We start from the raw sequence: 19,919 nt of genomic DNA, 5'->3' as shown, positions 1-19,919 counted from the left end.
CGCCGCGGACGGCACGCGGGGCCTTGCCGCGTCCACTGCGAACGCCGTTGTTCCTGCCGAGCCGCGCCGTTGAGGCCGGCCGTGTTCGCGACAACCTCAGTATGGACCCACCCACCGACAAGTTTTCCCGCCCGGCTCACCGCACGAGACGGCGCGGACGTCAGGAATGACTCAGCCGCCACAGCGGTGAGACCGGACCGTGGCCCGCGCCGAGATCGTAGGAGGCGGCCAGGCATCGGCGGGTCCATTCCTTGGCGAATTCGACCGCCTCCGGCACCGGGTAGCCGTGCGCGAGGGCGCACGCGATGGCGGCCGCGAGGGTGTCGCCGCCGCCGTGGTCGTTGCCGGTGGTGATCCGCGGCGCGGGAAATTCGTGGAAGTTCTCGCCGTCGAAGAGCAGGTCGGTGCTCAGCTCGGAGGAGCGCATGTGTCCGCCCTTCACGATCACCCAGCGCGGGCCTAGGGCGTGTAGCGCCTCGGCCGCGCGGCGCGCCTCGGCCTGGTCGGTGACCGTGATTCCGGTGATCAACCGGACCTCGTCGAGGTTGGGCGTCACGATCGTGGCGAGCGGAATCAGCGTGTGGCGCACCGCATCCAGCGCCTCCGCGTGCAGCAGCGGGTCGCCGTGCATGGACGCCGCCACCGGATCGACCACCAGCGGAATCGCGCCGTCGCGGCCGATGCCCACCTCGCGGCAGACCTCGGCAACCGCCTCGATGATGGCCGTCGAGGCGAGCATGCCCGTCTTGGCCGCGCCGACGCCGATATCGCCGACCACCGAACGCACCTGGTCGGCGACGATCTGCGGCGGAATCTCGTGGAAGCCGCTCACGCCCACCGAGTTCTGCACCGTCACCGCCGCGACCGCGACGCACGCGTGCACTCCGCACATCGCCATCGTGCGCGAGTCGGCCTGGATTCCGGCGCCGCCGCCGGAGTCGGTGCCTGCGATGGTGAGGACGCGGACCGGGGTCTGTCCGTCGGCGGGAAGGGGCAGCAGTTTCACAGCCCGACCCTAACCCCTGAAAGGCAGCACCCACCCGATCACTATCGGGCAAATGAAAACCATTATCATTAACTCGTGACCACTTCCACGCGCTCCGACCCGTTGCCCGTCACCGTTCTGTCCGGTTTCCTCGGGGCGGGCAAGACGACGCTGCTCAACCACATCCTGGCCAACCGCGAGGGCCGCCGAGTCGCGGTCATCGTCAACGACATGAGTGAGGTGAACATCGACGCGGCGCTGGTCGCGGGTCAGGGGCACCTGGACCGCACCGAGGAGAAGCTGGTCGAGCTCACCAACGGCTGCATCTGCTGCACGTTGCGCGAGGACCTCATCGAGGCGGTGGGCAGGCTGGCCAGGGAGGGGCGCTTCGATCAGCTGGTCATCGAATCGACGGGGATCTCCGAACCGATGCCGGTGGCGGCGACCTTCGACTGGGAATTCGAGGACGGCTTCAAGCTCGGCGACATCGCAAGGCTGGACACCATGGTGACGGTGGTGGACGCCTCGACCTTCCTCGGCGAGCTGGTGCGCGGACAGGCGCTCGCGGAGCGGAATCTGGAGGCGGGCGAGGGCGACGAGCGCAGCATCGCCGATCTGCTGGTGGACCAGGTGGAATTCGCCGACGTGCTGCTGATCAACAAGACCGACCTGGTGAGCGCGAACGCCGCCGGGACGGTGGAAGCAACGGTGCGACGGCTCAATCCGCGCGCTCGCGTGCTGCGCACCGAGCGCGGCGTGGTCGAACTCGGTGAGGTGCTCGGCACCGGACGGTACAACCCGGTGATCGCGGCCGAGACCGAGGGGTGGGCCGAAGAGCTTGCCGGCGGCCATGTTCCGGAGACGGAAGAGTACGGCATCCGCAGCATCACCTACACCGCCGAGCGTCCGTTCCATCCGGGTCGATTGGCATCGGCTTTGGACCAGCTGCGAGGCATGTTGCGCAGCAAGGGATTCTGCTGGATCGCCAGCCGGGCGAGTCTGGCGGCGATCTGGTCGCAGGCGGGACCCAATCTGACCTTCGAGCCGGCCGCGTGGTGGTCGTCGCTGGAAGTGCCCGCCGGGCAGGAGATCGTCTTCATCGGCGTGCGGCTGGACGGCGACCGGGTGCGCGCCCTGCTGGACGACGCGCTGCTGACCGACGCCGAATTCGCCGCGGGCCCAGAGGTTTGGTCCGACTTCGATGACCCGTTCCCGGCGTGGGGCGAGCTGCACGAGCACGCCTGAACCGTGGTGGTCGCGCCGGTCGAGTGTCGCGTCCGCTTCGTCCCGCCGCCGCTCGGCAACCAGACCTGCCACGACCCACGCGCGATTGAGAGGGCGTGGGTCGCGGCAGGTGATCGCACACAGGGTTTACACGCCTCACATAAGCGCTGGCGCTGTGAGGGGTGCGTGGCCTGTGTGGGAACTGCCGTCGATCCTCTTGTAGGCGTGGCGAGTTCGTTGCCGTGGGGGATTGGCATCAGTTCGAGATGCCCGGCGTCCGGTGCAGATAGGTCGAATCGGTGAGCTGCTCGAGCAAGAAGTCGGCGATGTCGGCCCGCGCGATCTTCAGCGTGAGCCCGCGCTCGGAGCCGGGGAACGCGCGCCGGTAGCTGCCGGTGCGCGGCCCGTCGGTGAACGCGCTCGGCCGCACGATGGTCCAATCCAGGTCGCTGGCCCGCACGAATGCCTCCTGCTCGACGTGGTCGTTGTAGGCGCGGCGCAGCAGCATGCCGAACAGCACGTGCTTCCACAGGAAGTTGAGGTTGTCGCGGCTGTCGCCGACGCCGAGCGTGCTCTGGCAGATCAGCCGCTTCACCCCGGTCCGCTGCATCGCCTCCACCACCGACTTGGTCCCGGCGTAGCGGACCAGACCCTTGCGGCCGTCGCCGAGCGCGATCAGCACCGCGTCCTGACCGGCGACCGCCCGCTCGGCCTGGTGGGTGTCGAAGACGTCGCCCTCCACCACCCGAAGCCGCTCGTGCCGCTGGGCGATGCCCGCCGCGTCGCGGGTGAAGGCGGTGACCTCGTGACCCTGCTCGAGCGCCTGCTCGACGACCAGGCGGCCGACGCTGCCGGTGGCTCCGAAGACTGCGATTTTCATGGTGTTCTCCCTCTCGATGAAAGCCGGTGTGCCGTTGGTGAATCCAGTACATCAGCGGGAGGTGAGACGAACCATGGCCGTGACTCTCGATGACATAAGCGAACGTCCACACGCTCGGCGCGCACCCGGGGGCGGATGCGCGCCGCTTCGGCGTTACCGGTACGCCGCGAAAAACGCGGTGATCTCGCCCGCGATCAGCTCGGGCGCCGAGTGATGCAGGTAGTGAGTCGGCACATCGTGGGTCCGCCAGGAGACGATGGCCTTGTGGTCGCGGTCGGCGAAGCGGCGGATGCCGTGGAAATCGCCGGTGGATCCGCAGAGCGCCAGCGGGACGGTGGTCGGTCCGGACGGATGCTGCGCCTTGGCGTTCTCGAAGTACTGCCGGATCGCCGAGCCCGCGGTGTTGGTGAACCAGTGGATCGCGATGTTGGTGAGCACGAATTCGTCGTCCAGCTCGGGGCCGAGCAACTGCGCGTTCCAGCCGACCAGCCCGGTCGGTGAATCCGTGATCGCGTGCGCCAAGGTCTGCGGCTGCTGCGCCTGCAGGATGTTGAAGCTCATCTTGTTCTGCGCGAACCACTCCAGCGTCGCCAGCGACTGCTGCTCGTCCTCGGTCAGGTCGGTCAGCTCGGCCGGATCCCCGGACGGGAACGAGTAGACCTGCGAGACATGCACGCCCGCAACGTGTTCGGCATCGACCCGGCCGACCTCGGCGGAGATCTGCGCGCCGCCGTCGTTACCGACCGCGCCGTAGCGGGCGTACCCGAGCCTGCTCATCAGCTCCGCCCACGCCTTGGCGATCCGGCTGTTGTCCCAGCCGGATTCCTGTGTCGGGCCGGAGAATCCGTATCCGGGGACGGAGGGGATCACCAGGTCGAAGCCCGCCGCGGAGAGCGGGTCGACGATGTCGAGGAACTCGACGAAGGTGCCGGGCCAGCCGTGGCTGAGGATCAGTGGAAAGGCGTTGTCGCGAGGCGATTTCACGTGCAGGAAGTGCACGGTCTGTCCGTCGATCTCGGTGGTGAACTGCGGGTGGGCGTTGATTTTCGACTCCACCGCGCGCCAGTCGAAGCCGGTGCGCCAGTAGTCGACCAGGTGCCGCACGCGATCGACGCTCACTCCGTAGCTATCGCCGGAGCCGGGAATCTGATCGGCCCACCGGGTGCGGGCCAGCCTCGCCTGGAGGTCGTCGAGCTCGGCCTGCGGGATGTCGATGCGGAAGGGGGTGATGGCGGCCATCGGGCGCTCCTTAATTGAAACGGAATGCTTCGTTCTGTTTCAACCGTAACAGAACGGATCATTCCGTTTCAAGTGTTAGGCTGAAGTCATGTCGGAGACGCAAGGAGTCCCAGCTCGCAAGGGCCTGCCCGGCCGCAAGGCGCAGGCCGCCCGCAACGACGGGCTGATTCTGGAGGCGGCGCGGACGGTGTTCCTCGCCGACGCCAACGCCCCGATCGCCGCGGTCGCCGAGCGGGCGGGCGTCGGCATCAGCGCGCTGTATCGCCGCTACCCGAGCAAGGAGGTGCTGCTGCGCACCCTCTGCCACGAGGGGTTGCGTCGCTACAACGCGGAAGCCGATGCGGCACTGGAGGATTCGGACGGTTGGCGCGGTTTGGCCGGCTTCCTGGAGCGGGTGGTCGACGCCGACGTGCACTCGCTCACCGTGCACCTGGCGGGCACCTTCACCCCCGACGACGCGATGTGGCCCGACGTGGTGCACGCGGGCGAGGTGAACGCCGAATTGATCCGTCGCGCCCACGCTTCCGGCCGGCTACGGGCGGACGTGAATCCGCAGGATCTGGGGCTGATCCTGGAGGCTTGCTCGGCGATCGCCATGCCGGACGCGGAACGCACCGCCCAGCTGCGCAGGCGGACGCTGGCGCTGCTCGTCGCGGGCCTCGCCGCGGACGGTGATCTGCCCGGCCCGCCGCCGGAGCCAGGCGAATTCGCTTGGCGCTGGCAGCCGCGCGGTTGATGTGCTGTCGGCGGTCACGCGGAATGGCTGCCGAGTTCGCCTCGTGCCGACAGGTTCGGGTGGGCGCACCCCGGCTCGCGCAAGGTGAAGTCGCTTGGTGTCGGGGGCTGTGAACACCCAGCGTTTCGTGCCTTGCCGCCTTTCTCATGTGATCCTGGTGGCCGTCATTCGCTCCGCGGGATCGGCCGCTACGACCCCGGCGTTGGCGGCAGTGCGCGGGAATGGGGCACGGAGTCTGGCTGCAGCCTGGTAGGAACGAAACATCTGACGTGAAGGGGTTCGCCATGAACTGGACGCTCGAGGTGATCGTGGTTCCGGTCTCCGACATCGACCGGGCCAAGGATTTCTACGCGCGGCAACTGGGTTTCACGGTCGACCACGACACCGAGATCGGCGACGACATCCGCATCGTGCAGCTGACCCCGCCCGGTTCCGGCTGCTCGATCGTGATCGGCAAGGGTGCGGTTCCATCGATGGCGCCCGGTTCGTTGCAGGGCGTGCAGCTGGTGGTCCCCGATCTGCGCAAGGCGCGCGCCGAACTGGACGAACGCGGCGTGGAGGTCAGCGAGATCCAGGTACTCGGCGAGAGTCCGACGAAGATGCCGGATCCGCTCGACAACGTCGGGTTCGTATTCTTCTCGGACCCCGACGGCAACGGATGGGCGATCCAGCAGATCTCCACCCGGCCGTAGCTCAGCGAGTGCCGAGGTAGAGCGTCTGGGTGCTGCGCCCGAGCGGGCCCTTCTCGTCGAACAGCGCCGATTCGGCCAGGCCGATGCCGTGCGGCTGCGGGTAGGTGACCGCGTCGAGGCAGACCCATTCGCCCACCGGCTGGCGGTGCAGGGTGACGGTGAGATCGGTGTTGATGAACAGGTAGCGCGACCAGTCGAGCACCGCGCTCACACCGTTGCCCGAATCGGCCGCGGCCAGCGTCCGTTCCAGCGGACTCGGGGTGGTGCCGGCGACGATCGGATACTTCAGCCGAATCCAGCAGATCGCAGGCCCGGGCTCGCCGAAAGCGCCTGTGACGAAACGGTATTCGATGGCGGTGTGGAAGCCGACGTCGTGCGCGGCGGGGAAGGGAGTGGGAGCGGGCGCGTGCTCCGGACCTGGACGCATGCCCGTCGGCTGGATTTCCTCGGGCAGCGATAGTTCGGGTTCGGCCAGCTTGAACCGCCACGCATTGGCCTTCATCACCGGACCGCGCTCGGTGGACAGCGTCGCCTCCAGCAACTCCACGCTGCGCCCCGGCCGGGTGACGCGGGCCTCGGCGAACAGCGGTTCCAGCGGCACCGGCCCCAGGATCTCCACCGCGACCCGCCCGACCTGGAATCCTGCGCGCGGCTCGCAGCGCTCGATAACGTGCCCGAGCAGCGCCGACGGCGGGCCCGCGTGCTGCGCGTCCGGCGACCACGGCCCGCGCGTGAGTTCGGTGGAGATGAACCGCGCCGGGTCGTCCGCATCCGGGAGGTAGAAGGCTTCGCTCACGACTGTGCCTCGCTGACGCTCGGTTGCGTCGTGCGCGATAGCACGCCGTGTCGGTGGTTCGCTCGCTGACGCTTGCTCACGTCGTCGTCCGTCCTTCGGGCCGGCGCCGCTGCCGGTCGTCGAATAGTTCGTCCGGTTAACGATTCTGCCACGCTCGATGGGCAGGCCAGCCGCGCCCACCGCAGTCGTGGGCTCAGGGGATCGAGCCGTAATGCCTGCATGCGCGGGGAGCACCCGTCGGCCTGGTAGTCGACGACTTGTCGACCGGGCTCATCCCCGTATACGCCGGGAGCACTTCGGCATCGCGGCGACTGCGTATCACCTCCTGGGCTCATCCCTGCACGCGATAGCCTGGGCGGATGCGCGGTCGGAAGCCCCGAGTTGCGGGTCGGTCTACGGCGGCTACGGTCGGACGCCGGGGTCGCTCGGTGTAGTTGGACATCGACTGTCTGTGCTCAGGCCCGGCCGAAGGTCAGCGCGACATTGTGGCCGCCGAAGCCGAAGGAGTTGTTCACCGCGTAGTCGATCCGCTGCCGTCTGGGCGCGCCCGCGACGATGTCGAGATCGATGTCGGGGGCCTGGTTGTCGAGGTTGAGGGTGGGCGGGACGATCTGGTCGCGCAGGGTGAGCACGGTCAGGATGGATTCGAGGGCGCCGACCGCGCCGATGGAATGCCCGAGCGCGGATTTCGGTGCGTAGATCGAGGCGTGCGGGGTGACGGCGGCGATGGCGTTGGCTTCCGACGCGTCGCCGATCGGAGTCGAGGTGGCGTGCGCGTTGACGTGGGCGATGTCGGAAGTGTTCAGCCCGGCCGTCTCGATGGCCTTGCGCATCGCACGGGCCGCGCCGATGCCCTCCGGGTCGGAGGCGACGATGTGGAAAGCGTCGGAGGTGATGCCAGCGCCGAGCACGCGGGCGTGGATCTCGGCGCCGCGCGCCCTGGCGTGCCGTTCGGATTCGAGCACCATGAGCGCGCCCGCCTCACCGAAGACGAAGCCGTCGCGATCCCGGTCAAAGGGGCGCGAGGCGCGTTCGGGTTCCTCGTTGCGGATGCTCATGGCGCGCATCATGGCGAAGCTCGCGATCGGCACGGCGTGGATGTGGCCCTCGACGCCGCCGGTGACCACCACGTCGGCCTCGCCGGATCGGATCAGCCGCCACGCGTGCGCGATAGCCTCCGAGCCCGAGGAGCACGCCGAGACGGGGGCGAAAACGCCTGCCTTGGCACCGATTTCGAGACCGACCGTGGCGGCCGGACCGTTCGGCATCACCATCGGCACCGACATGGGCGACACCTTCCGGTAGCCGCCCGCGCGCAGGGCGTCGACGGCGTCGATCAGCGCGTCGCCGCCGCCGAGGCCGGTGCCGATGGCCACCGCCAGTCGCTCGCCCTCGACCTCCGGCGCGCCCGCCGCCTGCCATACCCGCCTGCCGAGGATCAGCGCCAGCTGCTCGACATACGAGTGCCTGCGCTGCTCGATCCTGCTCAGCTGCGCGGACGGATGCGCCTTCAGCTTGCCGCCGATGCGGACCGGCAGGTCGTATTCGGCGACGAAGTCGTCGTCGAGCACGCCGATGCCCGTCTGTCCTCGCAACAGCTCCGACCAGGTCGTATCCATGTCGTCGGCGAGCGAAGTGGTGGCCGCGTAGGCGGTGACGACGACGGAATCCGTAGTTTCTGAAGCGAGTGTTACAGTCACGGAGTTATGAATACCTGTAGCACTCGCTACAGTCAACCCATGGCCCGCCCACTCGACCACGCCAAACGCGCCGAGCTCCTCTCCGGCGTCGTCGACTACATCGCCGCGCACGGCCTCGCCGAACTCTCGCTGCGCCCGCTCGCCGCCGAACTCGGCACCAGCTCGCGCATGCTCATCTACTACTTCGACACCAAGGAAGAGCTGCTGGTCCAAGCCCTCGCCACCCAGCGCCCGAACATCAGAGCCCTGTTCGCCGACATCACCGACGCCCCCGCCCTGCGCGCCCGCCTGTGGGATTTCTGGCGCGCCAACACCACCGGCGCGGGTGCGACGAGCGTCAAGGTGATGCTCCAAGTGCTCGGCGCGGCGTGCGCGTCCGACGGGCCGTACGCCGCCTACGCCACCGACGCCATCGCCACCTTCGTCGCCACGCTCGCCGACGGACTGCGGGGGTTGGGTGTGGATGATGCGGACGTTGTTGCGACTCTGCTGGTTTCGGGGTTGCGGGGGATACTTCAGGATCGGATCATTACCGGAGATGTCGGCCGAACCGACAAGGCTGCACGGCGGCTTATCGACAGCACTGTGCGGTAGGAGATCATCAATAACCTACGCCTGCAAAGGGTTTCGGCTTGAGCTCGGCTCTTCTTGTTCGGCGCATGCGTTTGGTCGATGGTGCCCAGTGCTCACCGTTCGTGGTGGTGCGCCTGCTCGGTTTTCGCTCGAGCCGGGCTGGTTTTGTGCGGCGTGCGTGTGGTCGGCGGTGCCCAGCGTTCACCTTTGTAGTGGTGTGCTCACTCAGCGTTTGGTTTGGAGCTCGGCTCGGTTTCGTTCGGCGCATGCGGTTGGTTGACGGTTCCCGGGGTTCACCGTTCGTAGTGGGTACACCTACCCATGTTTTCCTCGAACGGTGCTGGGCGCGTTGGGTGGGGTACCCGGCTTACCTCCCGCTGTCGAGAGCGCAAGCCGGACTTCCAGCCCGGTCGACCGGCTGTGGTTGCCTCTAGAGACGCGGTATCGAAATGAAAGCCCTTCCCGTGTCAACCCCGCGACCACCATTTCTCTCCCGTCGATAGGGAAATGGTGGTTGCGCTGGATCGACGGTAGTGTCAGCGGCCAGTCGAGATTCCCCACGGACGGCCAGTTCTGCGTCCCCGCAGGCGGCCAGTTGGCGCACCCGGGCGCATAGCCAGCAAACCGACCGGACGCGCGCTCATGCCGATGTGCGTTTGGGTTTGCGAGCCGCTACCAGACGAAGTTCTCCGTGCGTGATTGAGCAGGTTGTCGGGATCAGTACTCCCAGGGATCGAGCCCCGCCTCGTATGAGGCTGCCTCGTCCTTGTCGTGCAGGAAGCGCGGGTCCACCGCGTCCTGGAGCGAGTCGTCGCTGATCGGCCACCGCTGCCACTCGTTGCGCAGGAGCTCGAGTAGGAACTCGGCCATACCGCACGGGTACACCGACCACTCGAGGTCCCCGCGCGAGTACACCGCGACCGGCCATCGGTCCGGGTCCGGATCCGTCGTGATCCAGCACAGTGTGTCGGCTGCGGCTGTTCCGCCCCAGATGAGCAGGTCCTCCAACCGATACCGGCCCCGGTCGGCGAGAGCCCACTGGTTCACCTCATCGGCCGTGAGCGCTGCCTCCGAGAGCCTCGAGACCTTGAGCATCCGTGGCTCGGCCGCAGAGACAACAGGGATGAAGATGGCGACCATCTGCTCGATCATGCCGCTGCCGAAGGCTGCGACGAAGGCCCGATAGTCGGTCGGCAAAGAGGTTCCGTAGATCCGCTCCACCGCAATCCAGTCGATAGTGTCCCCACAGGTCGGCCCGATGCACGACAGCACCTCTCCGAGGCCCGCCATGGCGGCGGGCCGACCCTCACTCACGCTCCAGTTCCCATCGGTTCGTGGCCCTTTCCCCATGTTGTGGCTTTCTACATCTCGTTGGGCGCCATATCCGCCCGATTCTCGGCGAATGCTACGGCACCCCTATGTCATATTCTTCGACGCGAACACTACGGAACCGGCTTGTGCCTGAAGGCTTTTCAGTTCCACACGTGAGCCACTAGGGCTGGCCCACCGAGCGCGAGCACTTGGCCGCTACGGCTCCCGGAATCTCGAACGACAGAAGCGGGTCTTGCGCCACAGCCCGGCCGCTGCCCCTCACGTTTCGGCAGCCAACGCCACCCCGGTCGGCCCGAGTGAACGCACGATAATGCCGCGACCCGGGCGTTCTGAGCTGGCAAACGCACCCCGGCCGGACGCCCGCACATGCTGAATTGCGTGCGAATGTTCCGCAGTTGCGCGGCGGGCATGACCGCGACGGACGGCCCTCATCGCCTTGGCGGATGAGGGCCGTCCGTTCAGCGAGGTGGCTAGTTCACGCCGCGGCTCACGCAGGCGCCAGTACCGGGCTGTTGTGATAGGCGGCGATCAGCCATTGGCCGTCGCGCTTCTCGAAGACCCAGGTCGCGTTCACCTTGCGCTCCTCGGCGGGAACTTCGGTCTCGCCGGCGAACAGGATGGCGGATTCGCTGATGACGATCGCGGCATCCTTACCGACGAAACGGATGCTGAGCTGCTTGTTGTAGGTCGAGCTGCCCGCGAGCGGCCCCTCGAAGGCCAGTGCCATGTTCTGGCGGATCACCTCTCGGCTGTCTCGGAGCGAGCCGGTCATGATGGCGGTCGCGTCCGCGGTGTAGTTGGCGACCATGGCGTCGGCGTCGCCCGCCTCCCACGCCTTGTAGGAATCAGCCAGCACTGCCTGGATTGCGGCCTCGTCGGCGGCACGATTGTTCGACATCGGAGTCTCCCTTGTTGATCGGACCGCCGGGAGTGTTCCGGCGACCTCGGGAATACATACCGGCGGCGGCGTCCGAACTCATCGCGCCCGCTGAAAAAGTCTCGGGGGCTAAGCGTCGAGTCGGGCCGCCAGGCCGAAAGCCGCGAAAATCGCGGGATCCTGGAACACCGAGTTCCGGCTGATGCCCTCGGCGGTGACTGTGAAGATCTGGAGCGTGTGCAGTTCGTAGCGGCCATCGACGCGCTGATAGGCGGCGAATCCGGGTTGGCCGCCATTGGCGGCGACCCGCTCGAGAAGCCAGTCCTTCCCGGCCATCTCGAAGACCCATTCCATGAACAGGCCGTAGTTGCTGCGGCCGGAAAACCAGTTGAACATCGGCGGCATCTCCATGATGACGTCCTCGGTGAGCAGACGCTTGAGGCCCTCGATGTCGGCTTGCACGAACGCCGCCATATAGCGCTCGACCCAGGCGCGCTGCTCAGCCGTGGACGGTTCGCTGACTCGTTCCAGCCCGACCCCGATCTCCTTCAGGCGGGTGCGCGCCCGCTGCAGGGAGCTGTTCACCGATACGACGGTGGTATCGAGGATTTCCGCCGTCTCGGCCGCGGAGAAGCTGAGCACCTCACGCAGGATCAGCGCACCGCGCTGCCGCGCCGACAGGTGCTGCAGGGCGGAGGCGAATGCCAAGCGCAGGCTGCTGTGGTCGATCACGGTCCCGACCGGATCGCCGGTGTCCAGCAACGAATCCGGTAAGGGCTGCAGCCAGGCTGCGTGCTCTCCACGGACGAGCGGCCCGAGCGGAGCCGCCGCGGCGACCAGTCCCGAAGGCAGCGGTCGGCCGCCGCGACCCTGCAGCGCGGTCAGACAGGCGTTGGTCGCGATCCGGTAGAGCCAGGTGCGCAGTGAGCTGCGCGTAGCGTCGTACTGATCCCGCGCGCGCCACGCCCTCAGATACGTGTCCTGGACCAGGTCCTCTGCGTCGTGCGCCGAGCCCAGCATCCGGTAGCAGTACGCCAGCAGCTCCGTCCGGAACGGTTCGATCCGACGATCGAAGCCCTCTTCCCTCGTCATCACGCCTCATCTCCACTGCCGCCGCAGCACCATACCGGCGACTGCAGTGATCATCCGCTATGGACGGATCGACCCACCGCGCAGGTCGTTCAACGGCCAGGCCACTGCTAACCCTCCGAGAACGTCCGCTTTTGCCGCAGATCACGCATCTACCAGTGACCCGGAAAGTGACGCACCTCCCCCGACCCGACCCACAGAACGCAACCACAACCGGTCGACCCCGCCGCAACCGCAACAACATGCACCCAACAGCGGGAGGTAGGCCGGGTACGGCTCTCAACGCGCCCATCACCGTTCGAGGCAAACCTGGGATCACTGCACGTGAATAGCCTGGCGCACAACCGGAACCACGTCCCCCAACGCACCCACAGGGGCCCGACCAGACGAAATCCACACCCACGCACCCCAGAAGAACCCCAGAAGCCGAGCGTGATTGAGCACGTTCACCCCGGAATCCCTGTCCTACAACGGCCAACCGGACGAAACCGCCTCCACCGAGGACCCCTGCAACGGCAAACGCCCGCCCCGATCACACAGACCGGGACGGGCGCAAACCAGAAAACCTACGAAACCACCGGCAGGTAAACTTGCTTCCCCGAATCCGCGAACTCGGCGGACTTCTCCGCCATGCCTGCTTCGATGGCCTCCACGTCGGTGAGGTTGTTCTTCTCCGCGTACTCGCGCACGTCGGCGGAGATGCGCATGGAGCAGAACTTCGGGCCGCACATGGAGCAGAAGTGGGCGGTCTTGGCGGGTTCCGCGGGCAGGGTCTCGTCGTGGTACTCCCGCGCGGTGTCGGGGTCGAGCGAGAGGGCGAACTGGTCGCGCCAGCGGAATTCGAAACGGGCCTTGGACAATTCGTCGTCGCGCCGCTGAGCGTGCGGATGGCCCTTGGCGAGGTCGGCGGCGTGCGCGGCGATCTTGTAGCTGATCACGCCGACCTTGACGTCGTCGCGGTTGGGCAGGCCGAGGTGCTCCTTCGGGGTGACGTAGCAGAGCATGGCCGTGCCCGCCTGGGCGATGATCGCGGCGCCGATGGCCGAGGTGATGTGGTCGTAGGCGGGCGCGATGTCGGTGGCGAGCGGGCCGAGGGTGTAGAACGGCGCCTCCTCGCACAGCTCCTCCTCGAGCCGCACGTTCTCCACGATCTTGTGCATCGGCACATGCCCGGGGCCTTCGATCATCACCTGCACGCCATGGGATTTCGCGATCTTCGTCAACTCGCCGAGGGTGCGCAGCTCGGCGAACTGGGCCGCGTCGTTGGCGTCCGCGATGGAGCCGGGACGCAGGCCGTCGCCGAGGGAGAAGGTCACGTCGTACTTCGCCAGGATCTCGCAGAGTTCCTCGAAGTGCGTGTACAGGAACGACTCCCGGTGGTGGGCGAGACACCACGCGGCCATGATGGAGCCGCCGCGCGAGACGATGCCGGTGACCCGCTTGGCGGTCAACGGGATGTAGCGCAGCAGCACGCCGGCGTGCACGGTCATGTAGTCCACGCCCTGCTCGGCCTGCTCGATGACGGTGTCGCGGTAGATCTCCCAGGTGAGCTGGGTCGGATCGCCGTTCACCTTCTCCAGCGCCTGGTAGATCGGCACGGTGCCGACCGGGACGGGGGAGTTGCGCAGGATCCACTCGCGGGTCTCGTGGATGTTCTTGCCGGTGGACAGGTCCATGATGGTGTCCGCGCCCCACCGGGTGGCCCACACCATCTTCTCCACCTCCTCGGCGATGGAGGAGGACACCGCGGAGTTGCCGATGTTGGCGTTGATCTTCACCAGGAACTTCTTGCCGATGATCGTCGGCTCCAGCTCCGGGTGCTTGTGGTTGGCCGGGATGACCGCGCGCCCGGCCGCGACCTCGTCGCGCACCAGCTCGGGCTCGACGCCCTCGCGGGCGGCGATGAACCGCATCTCCGGGGTGATGATCCCCTGCCGCGCCCAGGCCAGCTGGGTGGGCGGGCCGTCCACCTGCGGCTTGGCCCAGGTGTCGCGCAGCTTGGGCAGACCGGCTTCCAGGTCGATGGTCGCGTTGTCGTCGGTGTACGGGCCCGAGGTGTCGTAGACGTCGAAGTGCTCGCCGGTCGTCAGATTGACCCGCCGCACCGGAATGCGCAGGTCGTCGACTTCCTGGTAGTGCTTGACGCTGCCCTCGATGGGACCGGTGGTCACGGTGTCGACGGGCGCGGCGGCTCCGTTGGCGGTGGCCATGCTTCTCCTCCCTACGCCGGCATTACCCGGTCAGGTTCATACGGTCGACGGCCCTCGCCGCCCTTTTCGGGCTAGCCGTCCTCTCAGCCCGCTGGTGCGAGCCCCCGTTGGCGATGTGAAATTTCCCGCCCGACCATACCCGCCCGCCGAGCGGACACGCCCGGCGATGACCTGAACCCGCGCGCGGTCGCGCAGGCCAGCGACTCACGGCGCGGGATTCGGCGAAGTGAAATGCGGCGGTCAGGCCCCCTCGTAGGCGTCCCGCATGGCCTGGACGTCGATCTTCTTCATGCCGAGCATGGCCTTGGTCGCGCGCGCGACCGCCGCGGGATCGCCCTTCATCAGCTCGTTGGCCTGTACCGGCCAGATCTGCCATGGGATGCCGTACTTGTCGTTGAGCCAGCCGCACTCGATCTCCTGGCCGCCGTCGGCGAGCAGCGCGAGCCACAGGCGGTCGACCTCCACCTGGCTTTCGCAGTTGACCAGCAGCGACATGGCGTGCGTGTAGTGGTACTCGCCGCCGCCGTTGATGGCGGTGAACTTCTGACCGTTCAGTTCGAAGTCGACGACCATGGCGAGCCCGGCCTCGCGCGGTCCCGCCTCGCCGTAGTACTGGATGTCGGTGATCTTGGAGTCCGGGAAGAGCGAACAGTAGAACTCCGCCGCCTCCTCGGCCTGGGTGTCGTACCAGAGATTCGTGACGATCTTCTGCATGGCCATCTCCTGACGTGGGTCGGTCCTCGCCTGTGCAGACTTCCCAGCTCGGCCGAATTCATCGCACCATCCGGAGGGAAAATGTGCGGCCGCGGTCAGCGTTCGCTGGGGCCGATCGGGAACCCGAGTGCGCCGAGGCCTGCGTTCAGATTGATCTCGAGCTGAGTCAGCAGCGCGTCGACGTCGGCGAGCATGGACACCACGTTCTCGGTCCGGCAGCCGACCTGTTCCGGCGCGTTCGGCGCCAGCCTGCCCTTCAGCCAATCGAAGGTGTCGGCCATGCCGAGCGAGGGCAACGTCAGGTGCTCGCTGAGGTGGTCGCGCTTGTACACGACGGAGGCGCCCGCCGCGCAATACTGCTGGGCCAGGCGGTCGTTGGTCCACACCGGCACCGCTTCGTCGAAGACGCCTTGGTACAGGTGGATCGGTGTGGTCGGGGCGTTGCCGCCGAGCACGGTCGCGTCGAACACCTCGCGGATCTCCGGCAGCGCCAGGTACTCGGCGATCGGAATCGTCAGCAGCCGTTGGTAATCCACGAACATTTGGCTGAGCGCGTTGCGCGGGAGGCACTGCGCGTTGGTTCGGTCCAGCAGCGCACGTCCCTCGGGCGTGAGGTGCCGGTAGGTCACCTCGTGGAAGCGCGGATAGGCGTTGGACAGCGACGCGATCCCGATGCCGATCAAGCTCGCGAACATGGATCCGTTGACGTGCAGCAACGATTCGACATCCGAGGCAGGCGCCCCCAGCGCGGCGCCGCGAAGGTTCAGTTCCGGCGCGTAGCTCGGCTGCATTTCGGCGGCCCACCCGGAGGCCATCCCGCCACCGGAATAACCCCACAGGGCCACCGGCGTATTCGCACCGTCCAAGCCCAGCGGCTCGAATCGTTGTGCGGCCCTGATTCCGTCGAGGGTCATGTACCCGGGTTCCTTGGCGACGGCGAGATGGCCTTCCGGGCCTTCGTAGTCCGGGATCGACACGGCCCAGCCCTGGCTGATCAGCGCGGCCAGCGCGATCAGCTCGCTGTTGGAGTGGATGCCCTCGACGCCGGGCAGTCCCGCACCCTGCCGCAGCACGTACGACGGTGCGCAGGACGGGCTTGCGCTGTCGTAGTAGAACTGCAGCGACACCAGCGGGCGGGAGCGGTTCGGGTCTGCGCCCGCGGGCAGCACCACGGTGGTGACCGCGACCGCCGGTTCGTCGAACAGGTCGGTCGTGCGATACAGCAACTGCCAGGACCGCACGTTCAGCGGCAGCAGCGTGAGCACGGCGAGCCGCACCTCGCGCGAGCGGAGGATTGTCCCCGGCTCGGCGTCGGCGAAGTCCCGTGGTGGCTCGTAGAACGAATCATGTTGCGGCAGAGGCATCGCCGCCGCTGGAACGGGTGATGCTCCGCCCGCGAGCGCGACGGCCAACGCGACGATCGCCGCGGCGACGACAACGCGCGCGAACGCGGAGCTTCTTCCGGCCGAATCGCCTTCGATCACTGACACGTCGGTCCCTCCTCGTCGGTTCAGCGATTACAGCATGAGTTCCAGTTGCCAACAAGACTTCTTTCTGAAAGGACTGCCGCTATGGTCGTGACATGACCCGCAGCAAATCCGCCGCGCGGCCCGACCCGGCTCCACCCCGACGGCGGATCCGCGGCCTCGATGCCGAGCAGCGCAGCGCGCAGCGACGCAGTCAACTGCTGGAGGCCGCCACCGAACTGTTTGCCGAACAGAGCTTTTCGGGCACGTCGATCGAACAGATCTGCCAGCGCGCCTACGTCGGCACGAAGGGGTTCTACGACCACTTCGACAGCAAGGAAGCCTGCTACGTCGCGTTGCTCGAGCAGATCACGGCGCAGGTCCAGCAACGCGTGGCCGAGGTCGCGGCGGAGGTGGCGGGACGCGACTGGTCACAGCGCGCTGCGGCGGTCATCGGCGCGTTCGTGCACGCGATCGCCGACGATCCGCGCCTGGCGAAGGTGACTTTCGGTGAGGCGGGCGGTATTTCGCCGACGGTGGAGAAACAGCGCCGACACAACCGGCGCTGGGCGGCGGCGTTCCTGGACGGCGAATGGTCGGCGGGCCCCGCGCCGGACGAGCGTGCGCAGCGCAGGCGGCTGGCCTTGGCGCTGGCCACCATCGGCGGCATGTTCGAGCTGGTCGCCGATTCGTTGCATCATCACGACGACGGGGGCGCGCGCGACGACGCGCAGACGTTGATCGATGACCTGACCGAATTCGTCGGCGTGGTCTACGTCGGGCGAGGCATGCAGCCGTAAGCCCTGCGGCGCACCGCTATTCACGCACCGCAACTTGTTCACGGCGTTGAAGTACTGATCGCGCACTATAGCCACAACCTGTGCGGCTGCGGTTCAGTGCTATTCGCGCACTACAGCCGGAACCTGTTCGGCAGCTTCAGCGCCGGCTCCGGAAGTGACGTCGCCGCCTCGCGGCGCCGGAACCTCCGATTCCTCGGACAAGCCGAAGCGCCGGTGCAGCGCCGCAAGGGGTTTGGGCGCCCACCAGTTGGCGGTCCCCATCACCCGCATCAGCGCGGGTGCGAGCAGCGCGCGAATCACCGTGGCATCGCTGAGCACCGCCAGCGCACACCCGATGCCGAACAGCTTCATGGCCGCGACACCGGAACTGGCGAGTGCGAGAAAGACGATGCTCATCAACAGCGCGGCGGCCGTGAAGATCCGGCCGGTCCTGGCCACGCCCATGGCGACGGCGTGGGTGTTGCCCGCCGCGGTCTTCTCGCCGGCCAGCCACTCCTCCCTGATCCGGGAGAGCAGGAACACCTCGTAGTCCATCGACGCGCCGAACGCGAGGCTGAACATCAGGATCGGCATCGCGAGGTCGAGCTTGCCGGTCGGGGTGAAGCCGAGCGGTCCGGACAGATGCCCGTCCTGGAATATCCACACCATGGCGCCGAAGGTGGCGGCCAGCGAAAGAATATTGAGCAGCAGGGCTTTCACCGGAAGCAGCAGGCTGCCGGTGAAGAGGAACAGCAGGATCAAGGTGGTGACGGCGATGAGCGCGGCGGCGAGCGGGAGCCGGTCCGCGATCGCGGAGACCGAATCCTGATTCAGTGCGGCGGCGCCGCCGAAGAGCACGTCGCCCGGCGCGGGGATCGCCCGGAACTCGGCGAGCTGATCCTTGCCCTCCGTCGAGTACGGATCGAGGCGGGTCCCGATGGACAGGAAAGCGCCCTCCGCGCTGGACATTCCGGGCGGCGCCGCGGCGGCGCGCAATCCGTTGACGTAGACGCCTTCGCTCGACAGCACCGCGGGCACGTCGGCCACCTTGGACAGCGCCGCGGCGTACGCCCCGATCTCGGCTTGGCCGCCGTCGAAACCGGGCAGCACCGCGTAGGTGCTCGCGCCGAGATCGGCGGAGAAGTCGCTGCGCAGCGCATCGCCGACCTGGCGGCTCGGCGCGGACTGTGTCAACGCACGATCATCCGGGTACCCGAAATGTGCGGACAGGAAAGGGGATCCGAGCAGCAACAGTGCGAGGGTCGTGATCACCGCGACCGGCACAGCGCGCTTCATCACCCCGACGACCCACCGGTACCACAGGCTGCGCTCAGGAGTCTGCTCCGCGGGCGCGGGCCGACCGAGCATGCGGCGCAACGGGACTCGCAGGTCCAGTGCGTTCACTCGCTCGCCGACCAGCACCAGAATCGCAGGCAGGACGACGACAGCGGCTCCCGCAGCCGCCGCGACCACCGCCATGCCCGCATAGGCGAACGATTTGAAGAAGTACTGCGGGAACACCGCGAGCGCCGCCAGCGAAAGCGCGACCACCAAGGCCGAATACACCACGGTTCGGCCCGCTGTCTGGATCGAGCGCACCACGGCCGCACCGGAATCCAGGCCGCGGGCCAGCTCCTCCCGGTATCGGCTGACGATGAACAGGCTGTAGTCGATGGCCAGCGCGAGACCGAGCGCGGTGGTCATGTTCAGCGCGTACATCGAGACGTCGGTGACCGCCGTCAGCGCCCGCAGAATGCCCAGCGCGGCGGCGATGGCGAACAGGCCGATCGCGATCGGCAGCGCGGCGGCGACCACACTGCCGAACACCAGGATCAGCAAGAGCCCGGTCAGCGGCACCGCGATGGCCTCCGCAACGATCAGGTCCTCGCTGATCTGGGAGTTCATGTCGGCGAAGACAGCGGCCAGCCCGCCCGCGCGGACGGTGACGCCATCGCCGCTGGTCTGCACCGTCTCGCTGATCTTCGCCGCGCGCTCGCTGAGTTCACCGTCGTCGCCCTCGATACTGGCCACGACGATCCCACTGCGACCGTCGCTGCCGCGCAGCGCTTGCGCCAAATCGGGCCGCGCCGACCAGTACGACTGGATGCCGTTGACCTCGGGATAAGTGCGTAGCTGGTCGGTCGCCCGCTGCGCGGCCGCCTTCGCCGCCGCACTGTCGACCCCGTCCTCGGCGGTGATGAGCAGGATGTAGTTCGGGTCGCCGCCGGTGAAATGGTCGGCGATGAAGTCGGCGGCCCTGACCGACTCCAGATCTCGAGTGACGAACCCGCCGGACTTCATGTGCGACTGCGCGGTCGCCCCGAACAGGCCGCACAACAGCATGAGCAGCAGGGCGAGGCCGAGAACGACGCGTGGGCGCGCGACAGCGAACCGAGCGAGGGTGGTCAACATTGCCGCGGGCTCCCGTCCGATGGGTGATTCACCGAACGGTAAACCGGGTGGTCGACCCAACTGAATCGGCGGGAGTGGTGATGCTGGCCACGTCCATAGGTGAAAGTGTGGGGCGTCACGTTCTGTGGATTGGGCCATGTCCCGTCGCTGGACGGGTGCTGTGTGGGCAGGGTTCGCTCGGGCGGGTGCCTCGGGAGATGCGGGGCCGTAGGTTC

At 67.4% G+C, this 19,919-nt stretch carries 17 protein-coding genes and 1 riboswitch; of the genes, 5 read left to right on the top strand and 12 right to left on the bottom strand.

Annotation, left to right across the window (positions count from 1 at the left end; genetic code table 11):
* Positions 1-160 precede the first annotated feature (160 nt).
* Positions 161-1,006, bottom strand: coding sequence for a bifunctional hydroxymethylpyrimidine kinase/phosphomethylpyrimidine kinase (thiD, locus tag AB0H50_RS06335; RefSeq protein WP_357447788.1), 846 nt, complete (start codon positions 1,004-1,006; stop codon positions 161-163).
* A 75-nt stretch (positions 1,007-1,081) separates the two neighbouring features.
* On the opposite strand from thiD, the gene AB0H50_RS06330 reads away from it, so the two are divergent.
* Complete coding sequence (locus AB0H50_RS06330) at positions 1,082-2,230, top strand: GTP-binding protein (protein WP_357447785.1); 1,149 nt, start codon at positions 1,082-1,084, stop codon at positions 2,228-2,230.
* Positions 2,231-2,465: 235 nt separating this feature from the next.
* Here the strand turns inward: AB0H50_RS06330 and AB0H50_RS06325 are convergent, their stop codons facing one another.
* Both AB0H50_RS06325 and AB0H50_RS06320 read right to left on the bottom strand, forming a co-directional pair.
* Positions 2,466-3,089, bottom strand: a complete 624-nt coding sequence (locus AB0H50_RS06325; protein WP_357447782.1) for an SDR family oxidoreductase — start codon at positions 3,087-3,089, stop codon at positions 2,466-2,468.
* Positions 3,090-3,242: 153 nt separating this feature from the next.
* Positions 3,243-4,328, bottom strand: a complete 1,086-nt coding sequence (locus AB0H50_RS06320; protein ID WP_357447779.1) for an epoxide hydrolase family protein — start codon at positions 4,326-4,328, stop codon at positions 3,243-3,245.
* Positions 4,329-4,416: 88 nt separating this feature from the next.
* Between AB0H50_RS06320 and AB0H50_RS06315 the strand changes: the two genes are divergently transcribed.
* Both AB0H50_RS06315 and AB0H50_RS06310 read left to right on the top strand, forming a co-directional pair.
* Positions 4,417-5,064 (top strand): helix-turn-helix domain-containing protein, encoded by a 648-nt coding sequence (locus AB0H50_RS06315; protein WP_357447776.1) that lies wholly within the window; start codon positions 4,417-4,419, stop codon positions 5,062-5,064.
* 284 nt (positions 5,065-5,348) lie between these two features.
* On the top strand, positions 5,349-5,756 hold the full coding sequence (locus AB0H50_RS06310; protein WP_357447773.1) for a VOC family protein: 408 nt from the start codon (positions 5,349-5,351) through the stop codon (positions 5,754-5,756).
* A 1-nt stretch (position 5,757) separates the two neighbouring features.
* Here the strand turns inward: AB0H50_RS06310 and AB0H50_RS06305 are convergent, their stop codons facing one another.
* Both AB0H50_RS06305 and AB0H50_RS06300 read right to left on the bottom strand, forming a co-directional pair.
* Positions 5,758-6,552: a thioesterase family protein gene (locus AB0H50_RS06305; RefSeq protein ID WP_357447770.1), complete on the bottom strand. Its 795-nt coding sequence runs from the start codon at positions 6,550-6,552 to the stop codon at positions 5,758-5,760.
* A gap of 455 nt (positions 6,553-7,007) precedes the next feature.
* The gene (locus AB0H50_RS06300; protein ID WP_357447767.1) at positions 7,008-8,252 is read right to left on the bottom strand and encodes a KasA/KasB family beta-ketoacyl-ACP synthase; all 1,245 of its coding nucleotides are present in this window, start codon (positions 8,250-8,252) and stop codon (positions 7,008-7,010) included.
* A gap of 39 nt (positions 8,253-8,291) precedes the next feature.
* On the opposite strand from AB0H50_RS06300, the gene AB0H50_RS06295 reads away from it, so the two are divergent.
* Complete coding sequence (locus tag AB0H50_RS06295; RefSeq protein WP_357447764.1) at positions 8,292-8,846, top strand: TetR/AcrR family transcriptional regulator; 555 nt, start codon at positions 8,292-8,294, stop codon at positions 8,844-8,846.
* Between the two features lie 696 nt (positions 8,847-9,542).
* Here the strand turns inward: AB0H50_RS06295 and AB0H50_RS06290 are convergent.
* The 6 genes from AB0H50_RS06290 to AB0H50_RS06265 all read right to left on the bottom strand — a co-directional run bounded on the left by AB0H50_RS06290 (position 9,543) and on the right by AB0H50_RS06265 (position 16,537).
* Entirely contained in the window at positions 9,543-10,139 is a 597-nt protein-coding gene (locus AB0H50_RS06290) for a hypothetical protein (protein WP_357447761.1), read from the bottom strand.
* Positions 10,140-10,644: 505 nt separating this feature from the next.
* The gene (locus AB0H50_RS06285) at positions 10,645-11,055 is read right to left on the bottom strand and encodes an SgcJ/EcaC family oxidoreductase (protein WP_357447758.1); all 411 of its coding nucleotides are present in this window, start codon (positions 11,053-11,055) and stop codon (positions 10,645-10,647) included.
* Positions 11,056-11,163: 108 nt separating this feature from the next.
* Positions 11,164-12,126, bottom strand: a complete 963-nt coding sequence (locus AB0H50_RS06280; RefSeq protein ID WP_357449318.1) for an RNA polymerase subunit sigma-70 — start codon at positions 12,124-12,126, stop codon at positions 11,164-11,166.
* Positions 12,127-12,689: 563 nt separating this feature from the next.
* Complete coding sequence (gene thiC / locus AB0H50_RS06275; protein ID WP_357447755.1) at positions 12,690-14,333, bottom strand: phosphomethylpyrimidine synthase ThiC; 1,644 nt, start codon at positions 14,331-14,333, stop codon at positions 12,690-12,692.
* Positions 14,325-14,452, bottom strand: a riboswitch (TPP riboswitch). It overlaps the preceding gene by 9 nt.
* A gap of 121 nt (positions 14,453-14,573) precedes the next feature.
* On the bottom strand, positions 14,574-15,047 hold the full coding sequence (locus AB0H50_RS06270) for a VOC family protein (RefSeq protein ID WP_357447752.1): 474 nt from the start codon (positions 15,045-15,047) through the stop codon (positions 14,574-14,576).
* Between the two features lie 95 nt (positions 15,048-15,142).
* Entirely contained in the window at positions 15,143-16,537 is a 1,395-nt protein-coding gene (locus AB0H50_RS06265) for a lipase family protein (protein WP_357447749.1), read from the bottom strand.
* A 92-nt stretch (positions 16,538-16,629) separates the two neighbouring features.
* Here AB0H50_RS06265 and AB0H50_RS06260 point away from each other — a divergent pair, with 92 nt between their 5' ends.
* Positions 16,630-17,313, top strand: a complete 684-nt coding sequence (locus AB0H50_RS06260) for a TetR/AcrR family transcriptional regulator (protein ID WP_357447746.1) — start codon at positions 16,630-16,632, stop codon at positions 17,311-17,313.
* Between the two features lie 99 nt (positions 17,314-17,412).
* On the opposite strand, the gene AB0H50_RS06255 is transcribed toward AB0H50_RS06260, so the two are convergent.
* Positions 17,413-19,704 (bottom strand): MMPL family transporter, encoded by a 2,292-nt coding sequence (locus AB0H50_RS06255; protein WP_357447743.1) that lies wholly within the window; start codon positions 19,702-19,704, stop codon positions 17,413-17,415.
* Between the last annotated feature and the right edge of the window lie 215 nt (positions 19,705-19,919).

This window comes from Nocardia sp. NPDC050793 (genome assembly GCF_040654065.1).
GTDB lineage: Bacteria > Actinomycetota > Actinomycetes > Mycobacteriales > Mycobacteriaceae > Nocardia.
Note: the sequence above shows the minus strand (reverse complement) of the source record. Positions and strands in the feature narration are given on the sequence as shown.